Raw genomic sequence first — 13,839 nt, 5'->3', positions numbered from 1 at the left:
TCAAACGTTATGGCTGATGGGTTTTTGAGCCGCCTCGTCAGTTGGCGTTGACGTCGCCCGTCTGCGCGATCTTTGTGAGGACGTTTGTTTGATAGGCATACCAGGCCATCAAGCAGGCCTTATCCGTGCAATTTTTCTCTCGGTAGTTCCATTGCTTACGGGTTCGCTCCGTGAATGCAGCCCGATCTTGCGCCGCAGCTTTCGCTTGTTGGAATAAAGCGGCAAGTTCGCGGTCAGCGGCCGCGAGATCGGGATCATGGCAGATTAGATATTCCGGTATGGACCTGGCTTTCGCGCAATCAAAACTGGTTTGTTGTAACGCTTCGCCAGCTGCAACGGGTTGCGTTCCCTGAATAGCTGTCGGTGCTGCGCCAGACATCGGGGCTATGGGAGCCCGATAGCCGTAAGGTATCAACTGCCCTGCCACCGCATCCTCGACCATCGCCCCAAGAAGAGAGTTGGGCGTAACGCGCAGCGTTTCGGTTCTGAGGACGACTCCATTCGATGTGATTTGCGATTGAGCGAAATCGCATGGCGCTTGGCACGTAATGCGCGTCGCAACATTCTCGTTATTCTGATCAAGGATCAACAAGATGTAGCTACCATTCCGCTGCCCGACATACCGCATCATCACGAGAGGTTTCGTGGCCGTACCGCTCCGAATATCGTCTTCACTAAGGGCGGGCTCGTAGCCATATGTCCCACCTTGGTTAAGCGAGAAGTTGTGGTGAACAGGAGGAGGCACGGGCTGCGTAGGTGGGGGCGGTGGAATTACTTTCGGCTGGGTATTTTCCCCGACAACTGCGCTCGCGGCAGCTGGTTCGGCCTTTGAAGCATTCCCGGAATCAGTTTGCTTCGGCTTGTCGCATGCCGCAAGTGTCAGCGCAAGAACACAAACGAGTGCCGTTTTCTTCATATTATCCCCCATCGCAACTTCAGGCATATCTGATGCCTGTTCCATCGTTTTGGTTAAAGCGCAGGGCTTCGCCGCGCCTCCGACCGAAATGTCGCATATACCGTTCAGTCAGCGGCGCTAACGTCGGAGCACCTGTCGATGCTCGACAACGACCCCTATGATACGCACCGGCTCATTCTCACTATTTATCGTTGCATAGTCAGGGTTGAGTGGCACAAGCTCGAACACGTCTTGGCCGGCGGCGTTGATGCCCCGGGGACGATATTTCTTGAACGTGGCTTCCTCATGACCGTTCTTTGCGATCACGAAATCACCGGGGCGCGGAGATAGAGCTGGATCGACGATCAGTCGATCACCTTCATAGAACTTCGGCTCCATGGATCGGCCCTCGACCTCAAGGCCGAACGCGTGTTCCGACAACTCCAGATCGGTAAGCAGGTACTCGTATGCGCCGCCCGGCGGGAACGGGACTACAGCCTCAGTCATCTGCCCGGCCTGAACACTGCTGATGAGCGGAATTCGGCGATGCCCAATTGATGCTGTCGTGATGTTTTGAATAGGTTCGTTGCCCCGTCTCGGACCGCGCCCTTCCGCTAGCCATAACGCACTCACCCCAAGGGCAGCCGCAATAGTCGCAATCGCTGTCGAGCCCTTGGTCACATCATTTTCGAGGTCGGAAAGAGTGGGCTGCTTGATCCCAACGCGCTTCGCAAGCTCTGCCTGAGAGAGTTTTGCGTCCTTTCGCGCCTCGCGCAGTCGTTGTCCTAGTGTCATATCGGAATTCTTATATATCGAGCTATAGATTTACCGATTGACATTAATTATCGGTTTGTCTATATTTTCAGTATGGACATCCAACAAATCGTTCTCGAACTAATTGACGCCGGCTGGACCCAGAAAGCGATCGCAGATCGGCTTGGGTGTAGCCAGCCGACTATTTCTGACATCGCTCACGGGCGCGTTGGGAAGAAGCGTCCTGCCTACAAGATCGTTGTAGGGCTTGAGAACCTTCACGCCGAGGTCTTCGGGCAGACGAGTGTGAGTCCGCCGCGCCTCCGACCGCGCCCCGACGCTGCAAGAGACAGCGAGGGGGCGGAAGCAAGTAGTTACGGGGCGGCGCTGATGGGCGGAGGTGCTTGAGGAATGGAACCTGCTTTCGAACTTGATTATGAAGTGCGCGGCTGCATGATCGCTATCGACGTGCAGGCCGAGAGTTTCCACGTTCGGGTTTATTTCCCCGGCTTCGCCGCGAATGGCGTTGCTGGTCTGATCGAAAGCTATCTCTGCAAAACGCCGGAAGAAGCGGGCTTTGTCGTCGAGTGCCTTTCCGCCGGTCAGTCGGTTCCCAGAGGTTACCGGTCCACGACCGTACGAGAGCGCGTCAGATGTCAGCGATCCGACTCCGAGGCTTGATCGACCGTATATAGCTCGGCAATTTCGAGTTGGATCAAGGTTGGGGTCGTCTTCAAGTCGTCTGAGTACTGGCGATTTTTGAGGCGAGAAATACTTAGGTCGCCATTCCCGAGATAGATCTCGGAGGTGTTGGGAAGACCTTCTAGCATTTTTCGCAGCTCGGCAACCGTGATTGTTTTTGGACGAGTCATGAGCACTCCTAGATTGAGTGAACTGGTTGTGTGGAAACACCATTCTCGCATGACGGTGAGTGCTCATCTTTATCTCGCAGGGCGTGTTGGACATGCCTTGCATCGTAAGAAAAACGGCGTGCAACAGCACGCAACTTAGGTTGAAGGAGATTGAACATGGCTGAACGGCCGAATATCGAGCGGGCCTTGCGCCTCCTCCTTTCCGGCGACGAGCGGAAAGCTGCGATGGAGGTTCTCGGATGGGACGCATCGCAAGTTTCGCGCTTTCTGTCGGGGCAAAACGGCATCCCCATTGACAAGCTCGATGCCGTCATCGGATTGACGGGCTTCGTGATGGTCACGCCTCGATACCTCGATGCCCTGGCATCGATGGCAGAGACCGGCGTGAGTTGCCGCTGTGCGCGTGAGGGCGGCGGCGAGTGTGGGTTTGAGCGGCGAGTGAAAGTCATGCCGCGGGCTGCCTGATCCAACGGCAGTCAACAGTAGGCAATCGAAGTACATCAAAAACGCTGCGGCGCCGAGAAGGTTCCGAGCAAGAAACACGGGCCAGAATGGATATCTTCGTATCTCGCGACCTGATCGCGCAGCAGGCATTTTCGGCTGCGTGTCAAAAGCAGTCCGGACGCGGTCCGGATCCACAAAATCCCTATCCCTATGGTTCCGCACCGCATGAATTGTGGTCGACGGAACTCGAGTCAGCTCTTCGTCGTATTCGTGGCCGATTTGCTGACGCTCGTCGCGGCCAACTGGTGAGCGACGTATATCCGTTCCGGAATGCCCCGAATCAATGCGATTACTGAGGAGTGCGCGATGAGTTCCCATCGAGTCAATCAAGCCTGGTCGGTCGATCTGCGCCACACCGAGAAGATCGTGCTGCTGGCGCTGAGCCACCACGCCGTTATGTCGACCGGCGAGTCGTCACCCAAGATCAGCCGCCTGGCGCGTGACTGCGGCATGTCCGAGTCTGCTGTGCGCGATTCGATCAAGGCGCTGGAAGCGGCCGGTCATATCGCGACAGTGCCGATTCGCCGCGGCGTGACGCAGTTCCGTGTCAACGTAGGGGGCGAGCAGTGAGCACGAAACAAATGCCATGGTTCCGCATGTACACGGACTTCCTCAACGATCCGAAGATGATCTCGCTTGCATTCGAGGATCAGCGCCATTTCATCGGCCTGCTCGCACTGAAGGGAGATGGGACGCTCGACAACGAGTGCGCGCCGGACCTGCTTAACCGGATCGTTGCCCAACGCCTGTGGGTGGACTACGCCGTCATCGTTGAGGTCAAAAAGCGCCTGATGGCTGTTGGACTGATCGATGAGAACTGGCAGCCGGCGGCATGGGACAAGCGCCAGATGCGCTCGGATTCCAGCACGGATCGCGTGAGAGCGCATCGCAACAAGACGAAACAGGCAGGAAACGAAACCGGCAACAACAATGAAACGTTACAGAAACGTTCCAGTAACGGCCTAGATACAGAAGAAGATACAGATACAGAAGAAGAACAGAAGAAAGACATAACGCACTCGCGCAAGCGCGGTGCTGATGCCTCTGGCGGCGCCGACGTGGCGAAGCCGCTGGGCGAGAAAGACCTGATCGCCGAAGGTGTCGACAAACAGCACGCCAAGGACTGGCTGACGATTCGAAAGGCGAAGCGACTGCCGCTCACGCCGACGGCATGGGCGGACATCGCCGACGAGGCCGCGAAGGCAGGGCTGACGCCTCCGGCGGCGGTGGAGGTGGCAGTTAAGGCCGGTTGGGCTGGATTCAAGGCCGCTTGGCTGCAAAACGCTGACGGTCGATTGCCGCCAACTGCTGGGGCTGGACTCAACAAGCAGCAGCAGCTCGAGCAGCGAAACCGTGAGATCGCTGCGGCGCAGGCTGCTCGCGTGATGGCGGGGGCCCCAGCATGAAACCGACCGATTCGACCGAGTTCTTCTCGCTCATCAGCAACGTCTACGCCTTCTATCGCCAGGACTACTCGGATTTCGTGGGTCAAGTCTGGTGGGGGGCAATGCAGGTGTTCGACTTGGCAGCGGTGCGCGACGCACTCGGTCGGCATGCTGCGAACCCCGATGCAGGCCAGTTCCTGCCGAAGCCGGCCGACGTCGTGAAGATGCTCCAGGGGTCGACGCAGGATTCCGCATTGTTTGCCTGGCACAAGGTCGACAAGGCCATTCGCGAGGTTGGCACGTACGCATCCGTGGCATTCGATGACGCCCTGATTCATCGCATCGTGTTCGAAATGGGTGGTTGGGTCTCGCTCGGCACGAAAGACGAGTCGGAATGGCCTTTCGTGAAGAACGAGTTCGTGAATCGGTATCGCGGGTATCGAGGCCGCAGCCAAGTGCCGGAATACCCGCCGCTTCTGATCGGCATTGCTGAGACCACGAACACACGCGCCGGATTTCAGTCGCAGGGGCCGGTTCTGATTGGCAACGCCGAGCTGGCGGCAGCGGTACAGGCCGGAGGCAGCAATGCGCCGTTGGTCGGGTACACGCGACTGACCGGCGCTGATCTGCCGCAACTGGCCCGAAAAAGTGAGCCTGCGAGGCTGGTCGCGTGACACAGGCTGATTGCTGGCGGCGCTTCGAGGAAGCGGCAAGGGCGGCGCTGGCAGGGATTGGCACCGTGCCTCGCGCCTACCTCGCAGCGGTTAGGCGGCGCTGCGGGGACGAGACAGCAGCGAGGCAGGAGAAGGAGTTGCGGGCGTACATCGCCCACCTACGGGAGAAGGGTAAGTGACGAGAAAGGGCCTCACGTTTCCGGAAGACGCGGTGAGCAACGGTCGAGTTGGCACGGCGCGGATTCGCGCGCAGATCGGCGCAACAGCCGCGGCGCTCGCGTCCCCTGCGCCTGCACCGCTCTTGGCCCCATTGCTTGGCATGGCCGCGCCGAAGCGGAGCAAGTACAGCAACGAGAAGTGCGTCGTCGACGGCATCAAATTCGACAGTCGCCGCGAGGCTGCTCGATGGACCCAACTGGCCGCAATGCAAAAAGCTGGCGAGATATGCGCGCTTGAGCGGCAGGTGGTCTACGTGTTGGCGCCTGGCGTTGCGATTAATGGCCGGAAAGTTCCGCCGCTGCGATACATCGCTGATTTCGTATATGAGCGCGGCGAAGAAACAGTGATCGAGGACGTCAAGGGAGTGATCACGGCGGAATACCGAATTAAACGCCATCTGATGGCCGCCAAAGGCTTGACGATTACGGAGGTCAAATGAAGAACTGGATCCTGGACTGCATGGAAAAGGGCGTTTGGTACACGCGGCCAGCGCTCGTTGACGAAAGCGACGTCTCGAGAAGGTTGGTTGCGACCCTGGTGGATGAGCTTGTGCGCGATGGGCTTCTCATACGTCGCCGAGGTGTTCGTGCTGACGAATTCAGTCTCGCTGTCACGAGCGGCACGCCGGCAGCGGCGATGGTCAAGCATGTGGCGCCCACGGCGCTTGCGAGCCGACCAACGAATCCGGAGGTGGCCGGTGGGCCGTACCGACCGAAGTGGGAACCGCTCGAGGCATATGAGACGTACGCCCGCTCCCATCAACGACTCTGTGAGGAGTCGCGATGAACCGGAAGCCCATGAGGCGGACTGGATTCAAGCGGAGTGCGCGGGCGGCGCTCAGCCCGTTCAGCGGCACGGCGGCGCTCCACGGAACGACGTTCAAGAGAAAAGCACCGAAGAAGCGGGAAGGGCATGACAAGCGGATGTTGGCCGCATGCCGGGGCGAACGCTGTTACCTGCGCGTGCCTGGCGTCTGCCTTCCGACGGCGGAAACCGTCGTGCCATGCCATTCGAACGAGCAACAGCACGGCAAGGGCATGGGACTCAAGGCGCGCGATGAGTTCACGGTACCCGGGTGCATGGCGTGTCACATATGGCTAGACCAAAGTTCGGCGCCGCGAGAGCAAAAGTTCGGTGTATGGCGAGCAGGGTATCGGGACTGGGAGCCGGTACGCGAGGCAAAGCTTTCGAGCGGGGTGACCTGATGGCAGTTCTACCTTCGCGGATGTATCGAGATCCGGCGATCGTATTGGAAGAAGAGGAAAGCAAGACATGCAAAGGGTGCATTCACAAGCTAAAGCTATGGGGCTTGGAGTATTGCGCGAAAGACCAAACAAAGCCGGGGGCAAGGTATATGCGCCGATGCATGTTCTACAACGATGGGGGATCCGAGGAATGAGCGTTCCCAAATGGGTAGAAAGTGAAATCAGGAACTGGGTGCGATGGTGCCAGGCGGGCGCGCTCCCGCACCCGATGCCGCCGGATCACTGTCAGTCGATCGAGTGTCGCTATATGCGAGCGGAAGCGTTTTGCGAGCAGGATGAGAGGCTCGAACCGATTTTCGAAGAACGTGCTTTGGTTGTGCAGCGCGTATATGACGCTATGCCCTATATCGAGCGAAAGGTGATGCAAGCTGAATATCTGTCGCCTTGGAGGTACGACCGTATCCACAAGGGAGTGGCGGGCGCCGCGCGAAAAATTGGGGTGTCTGTTTCCGGCTACGAGAGCGTGCTGGAGATTGGGAGAAAAAAGGTACGGAGGGCATTCTCTTGAAATACTCACGCGAAGTCATGGAGTGTATGGCACATCATCCAGGCCGTTGGTTTCCTATGAACGAGCTTGTCAATTATGTTCGAAGTAGAGCGCCTGGGTCGCAGCGCTCTGCCGTGCATCGCGGCGTTTTGAGGGTGCTTCATGCTCTCCATGAATGCGGGTCTGTATCGATTCGCGCACCTCATTGCGATCGCGGCGCAGGCGCTCTATATAAGTGGCGCAGATAAAAGTGCGACACGCAGTCTTTGAAAAGCGCGACAGGATGTGAGACATTTGCTCCGGGGCATTGCGTCCAACGAAACCCGCCAGGGGAAAGCCGGCGGGTTTTTTCTTTTTCGCGTTCTCATCAAACCCGCAGACTGCCGGCGAGGCTGGCTAAGCGCGTCCAAGCGACGAACGGGTTGGCGGGTTTGATGAGGGCGAAGCGATTGGTCACGCACAGTGAGTTCGGACCTTGAGCCGCGCGAGCCGAGCGCAGCAGCCATCAACTTGTCTCCTCCAGCGACCATCTGTCGATGGATTCGCCTGGCCGCGTACCAGGCTTTCTTATTCGTTCGGCCATGGACTTCGCAATTAGCGTATCTCCGGATCTGAAGGCGCTTACGAAGTCGCTGTCACAGATCGAAAAACAGCAACTGCCGTTCACAATTGCTCAGACGTTAACGGCGGTTGCGAAGATTGCTCAAGGCGAAGAGAAAGCGGCGATGTCTGAGGTCTTCGACCGACCGACGCCATTCACTGTCAATTCTGTTGCGGTCAAGGGCGCGCGAAAGAGCGACCTAGAAGCCCGCGTATTTATCAAGGACATCGCTGCAGCGTATCTTGAACCGTACGAGTTCGGCGGCAATCACAAGCTCATCGGGCGAGGTAAGACGTGGCTCAACCCGAAAGACAGAGCACTTCTCAACCAGTACGGCAACTTCAACAAATCGGCCCTTCAGCGTTTGGAGGCGAGGCCCGATGTGTTCGTCGGCACAATCAAGACGAAAAGAGGTGAGCAGATCGGCGGCGTGTGGCAGCGGCCGCAAAACGCGAAGGTCGTCCGGCGAGCAGGTAAGCGCGGTGTTGCCGTACGAGGAGCAAACACTACGGGACACCTGAAATTGTTGATCCGATTCGGCGATGAGATGCCGGTCAGGCGTCATCTGGAGTTCGGTGAGCGGGCCTTCGAGGTGGTCGACGCGAACTTCGCGCGAGAGTTCGACAAAGCGATGGCAAAGGCACTTGCGACCGCGAAACTGGGGTGACCATCCGACGATGCACTGATTTGGTGTGCGGCGGGTGGCTGCGCCCACCATGCGGGCGGGTCCCTCCCGCCCTTCCGAACACGCGGGCACTGCGCACGCGCGATCTTTCTCTAGCCACAAACTTTTCAAATTTGGGTAACAGGTAACAGCGGAAAACGATGAAACAGAGCGAGTTCGCAGCACTGCACGGTGTCAGTCGAAAGACTGTTACGAAGTGGAAGGAGCGCGGCTGGCTTGTGTTTGACGGCGATAACGTCAATGTCGAAGAGTCGAACAAGTTGCTGAAACGGTACCGCCGCGACGGAGCGCGGGCTGTTACCCAAGCTGTTACCCAGGATGAGAAGGGTAACAAGCGCAAGACTGTTACCCAAGCTGCGTCAGAGATCACGCTCAGTGCGGGCGAGAGTGCCGAGGCTGCGGCAGAACGCATTCTCACTGGCGCTGTCGATCTGCTGAGCTTCGACGAAGCGCGGCGCTTCAAAGAGAACTATCTCGGGCTGATGGCTCAGCTCGAGTACGACCGAGACTCGGGGCTAGTGGTCGACGTGGCCGACGTGGCGAAAGCCGTCGGCACTGAATACGCCAAGGTACGAACTCGCCTGCTGTCCATTCCCGCGGAACAGGCGCCGCGTCTTCACCGCTGCAAGACGCCGGCTGAATTGCAGGACATGTTGCAGGAGGTCATTACAGAAGCACTCGAAGAGCTAACCCGTGACGGAGCAGGCAACCCAACATAGCACGCGACGCTACGCGCGTGGGTATGACGCCCTGCATGCGGGTCTGCTCGCGGCGCGGCGCGATAACTTGCTGCCGCCTCCCAAACTGACGCTCAGCCAGTGGGCAGAGCGATACGCCGTGCTTTCGCGTGAGACGAGCGCTCAAACGGGGCGCTTTCGTGCATTCGGCTATCAGCGCGGCATGCTGGATGCCGTAACCGACCCGTCGGTCGAGAAGATCAGCGTCATGAAGTCGGCGCGTGTCGGCTATACGAAGCTGATGGATCATGCTGTCGGCTACTTCATCCATCAGGATCCGTCGCCGATCCTCGTCGTGCAGCCGCGCGTCGAGGACGCCGAGAGCTACTCAAAGACGGAAATCGCGCCGATGCTGCGCGACACGCCTGTCCTTGCCGTGATCTCGGGTGATCAGAAGGCGAAGAATAGCGACCAGACGATTCTGGCGAAAACGTTCCGCAATGGCTCGAGCCTGACGCTCGTCGGGGCGAACAGTCCGGCGGGCTTCCGGCGTATCACGTCGCGCGTCGTCATGTTTGATGAGGTAGATGCTTATCCAGTCGACGGGGCGGGCAATGAAGGCGATCAGATCGCGCTCGGTACGAAGCGGTCGGAGACCTTCTGGAATCGGAAGATCGTGCTCGGCTCGACGCCGACTGTCAAAGGCTACAGCCGGATAGAGAAAAGCTGGGGTGAAAGCGACCAGCGGCGTTACTGGGTGCCATGCCCGCACTGCGGTGAATTCCAGGTGCTCGAATGGGGCGGCCCGGACACTACGCACGGGATGAAATGGGACAAGGATAAAGACGGCAACGGGCTTCCCGAGTCGACGTACTACGTGTGCAGGCATAACGGCTGCATCGTCTACGAGGTCGACAAGGCCGACATGATTGCGGCCGGCGAGTGGCGCGCCTCAAAGCCGTTCAAGGGGCACGCCGGATTTCACATCTGGGCAGGCTATTCGCTGTTCCCGAATGCGTCGTGGCCGAATCTCGTCGCCGAGTGGCTTCGGGTGAAAGACGATCCGCTCGCCCGGCAGACGTTCATCAACCTTGTGTTGGGAGAGCCATATGAGGACCGTGGCGAGCGCGCGCTGAACGAGGCGAAGCTTGCGGCGCGCACGGAAGTCTGGGCTGCAGAAGTGCCCGACGGTGTCGCGGTGATCACGGCGGCTGGCGACGTTCAGGATGATCGTGTCGAAATCGAAACGGTTGGATGGGGGCGCAACGAAGAGCGCTGGTCGATCGATCACGCGCTCTTCGAAGGTGATCCGGCCAGTGATGAGCTGTGGAATCGCGTCGATGCTTACCTGATGCGAATCTGGCTCCGCGCCGATGGGCGACCGTATGAAGTGATGGCCGCGTGTATCGACTCAGGTGGTCACCACACGCAAACGGTCTACGAGTTTTGCAAGGCGCGTATCGGCCGTCGCATTTGGGCGATCAAAGGCGAGTCTGCGCGCGGTGGGGCACGCTCTCCTGTCTGGCCGACGAAGAAGCCAACCTCGCGCACGAAATCGAGCTATCGACCGGTGATTATCGGCGTGAATGCGGCGAAGGACGTTATTCGCGCCCGTCTTCATGTTGAAGAGCCGGGGCCCGGCTATATGCACTTCCCGGCAGATCGCGACATCAACTATTTCGCGCAGCTCGTCTCGGAGCGCTCGGTAAAGAAGATGGTGAACGGCCAAGTGTTCCGAGTATGGGAACTGCCGGCCGGTCGCGCAAATGAGGCGCTCGACCTCGCCGTGTACAACTATGCCGCGCTTTGCGGGTTGATGCACTTCGGCCTGCGGCTTAACCAGCGCGCTGACGAAGTCGCGGCGCTGCCTGCCGAGCCGATGCAGCGAGTACCCGGCGCGTCGCCGCACGAGGTCACGCTCGACGTTAAGCCCGCGCCGAAGGCAGAGCTCGAACGGGCGCCGCGCGTGATCGTTGCGGAACCCGCGAAGCAATCGCGAGCCAGTCGGCTTGCTTAACTCAAAGTTTGGAGCCAGATTTGTCGAACCTCACGCCGTCGATCTTCGCTGGCATGTCGCAGACTGCACTGCAGCAGGCTCTATCGAACGCACAGAGCGCGCTGATCGAACTGCAGACCGGCGCGAAGGGTGTGACCTTCAGCTATACGCAGGGCGATGGGACACGTGCTGTCACATATCAGCAAACCGACATCGCAGCGCTCACCGCGCTGATCCGACAACTTCAGCAGGAACTCGGTATCGTCTGCCAGGCGCGCCGACCAATCCGCTTCGTGTATCGGTAAATGGAAAATCAGGTATCGATTCTCGGGCCGAACGGCGCGCCGCTCGCGCCGAGTCGCGTGCAGATGCTGACTGGAGGCTCGCGCACGCCATATGACGCCGCCGATATGTATGGCGACCATGTTGCCGACTGGCAGCCGTATCTGTGGTCGCCGGATGGCGAGCTCAACATGTACCGCGACCGTATCGTCGCGCGCGTACGTGATCTGGTTCGTAACGACGGTTGGGCATCGGCGGCTGTCACGCGCACACTCGACACTGTCGTCGGAGCAAATTTTCATCCCGTGTTCAAGCCGGACTATCAGGCCCTGCGCGCATTCAGCGGCAACAAAGGCTTCGATCACATCTGGGCCGAAGAGTATGGGCAGGCGCTCGAGGCAAATTACCGCACTTGGGCGGATGATCTCGGCCGCTACTGCGATGCGCAGCGTAACCTGACGATGCCCGAGATTATGGCTGTGGCTTTCCGTCACGAGTTGGTCGACGGCGATTCGCTGGGACAAATGCTTTGGTTGCCGGAACGTGTCGGCAGAGGCCGCGCGCGCTACGCGACGACCGTGATGCTGATCGATCCCGACCGGCTGTCGAATCCGCAATTGCGATTTGATCAACAGACGCAGCGCGGCGGTGTGAAGGTCGACGGATACGGCGCCGCGACCGGGTATTACATCCGGCGCGCGCATCAGGGCGACTGGTTCAGTGCGGGTGACTCAATCCACTGGGATTTGATCCCGCGCGAGACCGATTGGGGGCGCCCGATCATCGTTCACAACTTCACACCGGATCGCGCGGGCCAGCATCGCGGCGGCGCAGGCATTCTTACGCCCGTGTTGCAGCGTCTGAAGATGCTGATCAAATACGACAGCACGGAACTCGATGCGGCGATCATCAATGCAATCTTCGGGGCGTACATCACAAGTCCGTTCGACCAGAACTTCGTAGAGGAGTCGCTCGGTGGGGGAATCGGCGCGTATCAGGAAGGGCGCGCGGACTTCCATAGCGAGCGTCGCATTCGGCTCGGTGGTGCGCAGCTAACGTCGCTTTACCCTGGCGAGAGCATCTCGACAGTCGCGGCATCGCGGCCGGCCGGAAATTTCGAAGCATTCGAAGCCGCGATGCTTCGAAATGTGGCGGCGGGCGCCGGCTTATCGGCGCAGCAGATCAGCCAGAACTGGTCAGACGTCAACTATTCCTCGTATCGCGCGGCGATGCTCGAGGCGTGGAAGACCTTCTACCGCCGGCGTGTGAACTTCGCGCGCGGCTTCGCGCAGCCGATCGCAGCCGCTTTCGTCGAGGAATCGCACGAGGTGGACGATCTGCCGATGCCGAGTGGATACGTGCCCGAGTTCATCGAGTGCCGCACGGCATACTCGCGTGCGAAGTGGATGGGGCCCGGCAAAGGATACGTCGATCCGACAAAGGAAAAGGAAGGCGCGATTCTCGGTATGGCGGCGGGCTTGTCGACGCTGGAGGACGAATGCGCGGATCTCGCCGGCTCCGACTGGCGCGAAAACATGGATCGTCAGGCAGTGGAAATTGACCGCATGCGCAAGCTCAGCATCCCGCTGCCGGATTGGGCGGCACGCGTTGATGCCAAAAAGCTTGTCCAGCCACCCCCTGAACCGGAACCCGCATGAATCATTTGCTACCACGTCTTGCTCAGCGAATGTTCAACACGCCGCTGGCGATTCATCCGCGCAAGGCGGAAATCGTGATGGCAGCGCTCGCGGACCGCCTTGGCATCAGCCAGATCGTGCGAATGGGCGGTGGCGTTGTCACGCCGCTCGCTATGGAAGACGACGAATACGGCTTTGCAGAGCCCGGTCGCGTGCAGCGTACGGGCTATGACAACGTTGGCGGCATAGCAGTGATTGAGGTGCAGGGCACTCTCGTGCAAAAGCTCGGCTCTCTGCGGCCTTATTCGGGGATGTCCGGCTACGACGGCATTCGGCAGAACCTGCTCACGGCACTTGATGATCCAGAGGTTGACGCGATCGCCTTTGATGTCGACTCGCCGGGCGGCGAAGTCGCGGGCTGTTTCGATCTGGTCGACACGATTTTTGCCGCGCGCGGCCGGAAGCCGATGTGGTCGATCCTAAACGAATCGGCCTATTCCGCCGGTTACGCAATTGCCAGTGCCGCGGACCGAATTGTCGTCCCACGAACCGGAGGCACGGGAAGCATCGGCGTGATTACTGCCCGAGTAGACATGTCCCAGGCATTGTCGAAGTCGGGCGTCGAAGTGCACTTCATCACGTATGGCGATTTCAAGGCTGACGGGCATTGCGAACTTCCCATTACGCAGGATGAGCTTGATCGTCACAAGGCAGACATCACATCTATGGGCGAACTGTTCGTCGAAACAGTTGCCCGCAACCGGAATATCTCGGCCGCCACGGTTCGGGGTACGCAGGCCGCGACGTTCATGGGCGAGAAAGGCGTTGCCCTTGGGCTTGCGGACGAAGTGGCGGCTCCAGATGCCGCGTTTCGGGCGCTGATCAAGTCGATCAACGCCTAGACCAT

19 protein-coding genes are annotated in these 13,839 nt (G+C 59.3%); 15 read left to right on the top strand and 4 right to left on the bottom strand.

All coding sequences use genetic code 11. The features are described from left to right. Positions 1-37: 37 nt before the first annotated feature. Positions 38-916, bottom strand: coding sequence for a hypothetical protein (locus PanNE5_RS01660; RefSeq protein ID WP_261939782.1), 879 nt, complete (start codon positions 914-916; stop codon positions 38-40). A 117-nt stretch (positions 917-1,033) separates the two neighbouring features. Next, complete coding sequence (locus PanNE5_RS01655; protein ID WP_261939093.1) at positions 1,034-1,690, bottom strand: LexA family protein; 657 nt, start codon at positions 1,688-1,690, stop codon at positions 1,034-1,036. Between the two features lie 72 nt (positions 1,691-1,762). Here PanNE5_RS01655 and PanNE5_RS23000 point away from each other — a divergent pair, with 72 nt between their 5' ends. Further along, positions 1,763-2,056: a helix-turn-helix domain-containing protein gene (locus tag PanNE5_RS23000; protein WP_410007554.1), complete on the top strand. Its 294-nt coding sequence runs from the start codon at positions 1,763-1,765 to the stop codon at positions 2,054-2,056. Between the two features lie 3 nt (positions 2,057-2,059). Continuing rightward, complete coding sequence (locus PanNE5_RS01650; protein ID WP_261939092.1) at positions 2,060-2,329, top strand: hypothetical protein; 270 nt, start codon at positions 2,060-2,062, stop codon at positions 2,327-2,329. Here the strand turns inward: PanNE5_RS01650 and PanNE5_RS01645 are convergent. Continuing rightward, positions 2,305-2,520 (bottom strand): hypothetical protein, encoded by a 216-nt coding sequence (locus PanNE5_RS01645; protein ID WP_261939091.1) that lies wholly within the window; start codon positions 2,518-2,520, stop codon positions 2,305-2,307. The two genes, PanNE5_RS01650 and PanNE5_RS01645, sit on opposite strands and share 25 nt — an antisense overlap. Before the next feature lie 156 nt (positions 2,521-2,676). Between PanNE5_RS01645 and PanNE5_RS01640 the strand changes: the two genes are divergently transcribed. The 7 genes from PanNE5_RS01640 to PanNE5_RS01610 all read left to right on the top strand — a co-directional run bounded on the left by PanNE5_RS01640 (position 2,677) and on the right by PanNE5_RS01610 (position 7,075). Next, the gene (locus PanNE5_RS01640) at positions 2,677-2,985 is read left to right on the top strand and encodes a hypothetical protein (protein WP_048629822.1); all 309 of its coding nucleotides are present in this window, start codon (positions 2,677-2,679) and stop codon (positions 2,983-2,985) included. A 345-nt stretch (positions 2,986-3,330) separates the two neighbouring features. Next, positions 3,331-3,594: a helix-turn-helix domain-containing protein gene (locus tag PanNE5_RS01635; protein ID WP_261939090.1), complete on the top strand. Its 264-nt coding sequence runs from the start codon at positions 3,331-3,333 to the stop codon at positions 3,592-3,594. Then, positions 3,591-4,430, top strand: coding sequence for a hypothetical protein (locus PanNE5_RS01630; RefSeq protein WP_261939089.1), 840 nt, complete (start codon positions 3,591-3,593; stop codon positions 4,428-4,430). Before PanNE5_RS01635 ends, PanNE5_RS01630 begins: the two co-directional genes overlap by 4 nt. After that, positions 4,427-5,083 (top strand): DUF6475 domain-containing protein, encoded by a 657-nt coding sequence (locus PanNE5_RS01625; RefSeq protein WP_261939088.1) that lies wholly within the window; start codon positions 4,427-4,429, stop codon positions 5,081-5,083. Before PanNE5_RS01630 ends, PanNE5_RS01625 begins: the two co-directional genes overlap by 4 nt. A gap of 175 nt (positions 5,084-5,258) precedes the next feature. Then, entirely contained in the window at positions 5,259-5,741 is a 483-nt protein-coding gene (locus PanNE5_RS01620; protein ID WP_261939087.1) for a DUF1064 domain-containing protein, read from the top strand. 343 nt (positions 5,742-6,084) lie between these two features. Beyond that, complete coding sequence (locus PanNE5_RS01615) at positions 6,085-6,507, top strand: DUF1364 domain-containing protein (protein WP_261939086.1); 423 nt, start codon at positions 6,085-6,087, stop codon at positions 6,505-6,507. 190 nt (positions 6,508-6,697) lie between these two features. Next, positions 6,698-7,075 (top strand): hypothetical protein, encoded by a 378-nt coding sequence (locus PanNE5_RS01610; protein ID WP_261939085.1) that lies wholly within the window; start codon positions 6,698-6,700, stop codon positions 7,073-7,075. 69 nt (positions 7,076-7,144) lie between these two features. Here PanNE5_RS01610 and PanNE5_RS01605 read toward each other — a convergent pair whose 3' ends face one another. Further along, entirely contained in the window at positions 7,145-7,348 is a 204-nt protein-coding gene (locus PanNE5_RS01605; RefSeq protein ID WP_261939084.1) for a hypothetical protein, read from the bottom strand. A gap of 287 nt (positions 7,349-7,635) precedes the next feature. Between PanNE5_RS01605 and PanNE5_RS01600 the strand changes: the two genes are divergently transcribed. The 6 genes from PanNE5_RS01600 to PanNE5_RS01575 all read left to right on the top strand — a co-directional run bounded on the left by PanNE5_RS01600 (position 7,636) and on the right by PanNE5_RS01575 (position 13,834). Continuing rightward, positions 7,636-8,322: a hypothetical protein gene (locus PanNE5_RS01600; RefSeq protein WP_261939083.1), complete on the top strand. Its 687-nt coding sequence runs from the start codon at positions 7,636-7,638 to the stop codon at positions 8,320-8,322. Positions 8,323-8,480: 158 nt separating this feature from the next. Beyond that, the gene (locus PanNE5_RS01595; protein WP_261939082.1) at positions 8,481-9,059 is read left to right on the top strand and encodes a hypothetical protein; all 579 of its coding nucleotides are present in this window, start codon (positions 8,481-8,483) and stop codon (positions 9,057-9,059) included. Beyond that, positions 9,034-11,034, top strand: a complete 2,001-nt coding sequence (locus PanNE5_RS01590; RefSeq protein WP_261939081.1) for a phage terminase large subunit family protein — start codon at positions 9,034-9,036, stop codon at positions 11,032-11,034. Before PanNE5_RS01595 ends, PanNE5_RS01590 begins: the two co-directional genes overlap by 26 nt. A gap of 20 nt (positions 11,035-11,054) precedes the next feature. After that, positions 11,055-11,318, top strand: coding sequence for a gpW family protein (locus tag PanNE5_RS01585; RefSeq protein ID WP_261939080.1), 264 nt, complete (start codon positions 11,055-11,057; stop codon positions 11,316-11,318). Further along, positions 11,319-12,953 (top strand): phage portal protein, encoded by a 1,635-nt coding sequence (locus tag PanNE5_RS01580; RefSeq protein WP_261939079.1) that lies wholly within the window; start codon positions 11,319-11,321, stop codon positions 12,951-12,953. Next, entirely contained in the window at positions 12,950-13,834 is an 885-nt protein-coding gene (locus PanNE5_RS01575; RefSeq protein ID WP_261939078.1) for a S49 family peptidase, read from the top strand. Before PanNE5_RS01580 ends, PanNE5_RS01575 begins: the two co-directional genes overlap by 4 nt. The last annotated feature ends 5 nt before the right edge of the window (positions 13,835-13,839 follow it).

The sequence above is a fragment of the Pandoraea sp. NE5 genome (assembly GCF_024363545.1).
GTDB lineage: Bacteria > Pseudomonadota > Gammaproteobacteria > Burkholderiales > Burkholderiaceae > Pandoraea > Pandoraea cepalis.
The sequence above is the reverse complement of the archived record's forward strand: the minus strand, read 5'-3'. Positions and strand labels throughout refer to the sequence as shown.

Coding starts and splice junctions, on each gene's coding strand:
- PanNE5_RS01610 (WP_261939085.1), top strand. CDS start 6,698: ATGAGCGTTCCCAAATGGGTAGAAAGTGAAATCAGGAACTGGGTGCGA.
- PanNE5_RS01660 (WP_261939782.1), bottom strand. CDS start 916: ATGAAGAAAACGGCACTCGTTTGTGTTCTTGCGCTGACACTTGCGGCA.
- PanNE5_RS01580 (WP_261939079.1), top strand. CDS start 11,319: ATGGAAAATCAGGTATCGATTCTCGGGCCGAACGGCGCGCCGCTCGCG.
- PanNE5_RS01640 (WP_048629822.1), top strand. CDS start 2,677: ATGGCTGAACGGCCGAATATCGAGCGGGCCTTGCGCCTCCTCCTTTCC.
- PanNE5_RS01595 (WP_261939082.1), top strand. CDS start 8,481: ATGAAACAGAGCGAGTTCGCAGCACTGCACGGTGTCAGTCGAAAGACT.
- PanNE5_RS01655 (WP_261939093.1), bottom strand. CDS start 1,690: ATGACACTAGGACAACGACTGCGCGAGGCGCGAAAGGACGCAAAACTC.
- PanNE5_RS01650 (WP_261939092.1), top strand. CDS start 2,060: ATGGAACCTGCTTTCGAACTTGATTATGAAGTGCGCGGCTGCATGATC.
- PanNE5_RS01635 (WP_261939090.1), top strand. CDS start 3,331: ATGAGTTCCCATCGAGTCAATCAAGCCTGGTCGGTCGATCTGCGCCAC.
- PanNE5_RS01615 (WP_261939086.1), top strand. CDS start 6,085: ATGAACCGGAAGCCCATGAGGCGGACTGGATTCAAGCGGAGTGCGCGG.
- PanNE5_RS01600 (WP_261939083.1), top strand. CDS start 7,636: ATGGACTTCGCAATTAGCGTATCTCCGGATCTGAAGGCGCTTACGAAG.
- PanNE5_RS01575 (WP_261939078.1), top strand. CDS start 12,950: ATGAATCATTTGCTACCACGTCTTGCTCAGCGAATGTTCAACACGCCG.
- PanNE5_RS01605 (WP_261939084.1), bottom strand. CDS start 7,348: ATGTCTCACATCCTGTCGCGCTTTTCAAAGACTGCGTGTCGCACTTTT.
- PanNE5_RS01625 (WP_261939088.1), top strand. CDS start 4,427: ATGAAACCGACCGATTCGACCGAGTTCTTCTCGCTCATCAGCAACGTC.
- PanNE5_RS23000 (WP_410007554.1), top strand. CDS start 1,763: ATGGACATCCAACAAATCGTTCTCGAACTAATTGACGCCGGCTGGACC.
- PanNE5_RS01645 (WP_261939091.1), bottom strand. CDS start 2,520: ATGACTCGTCCAAAAACAATCACGGTTGCCGAGCTGCGAAAAATGCTA.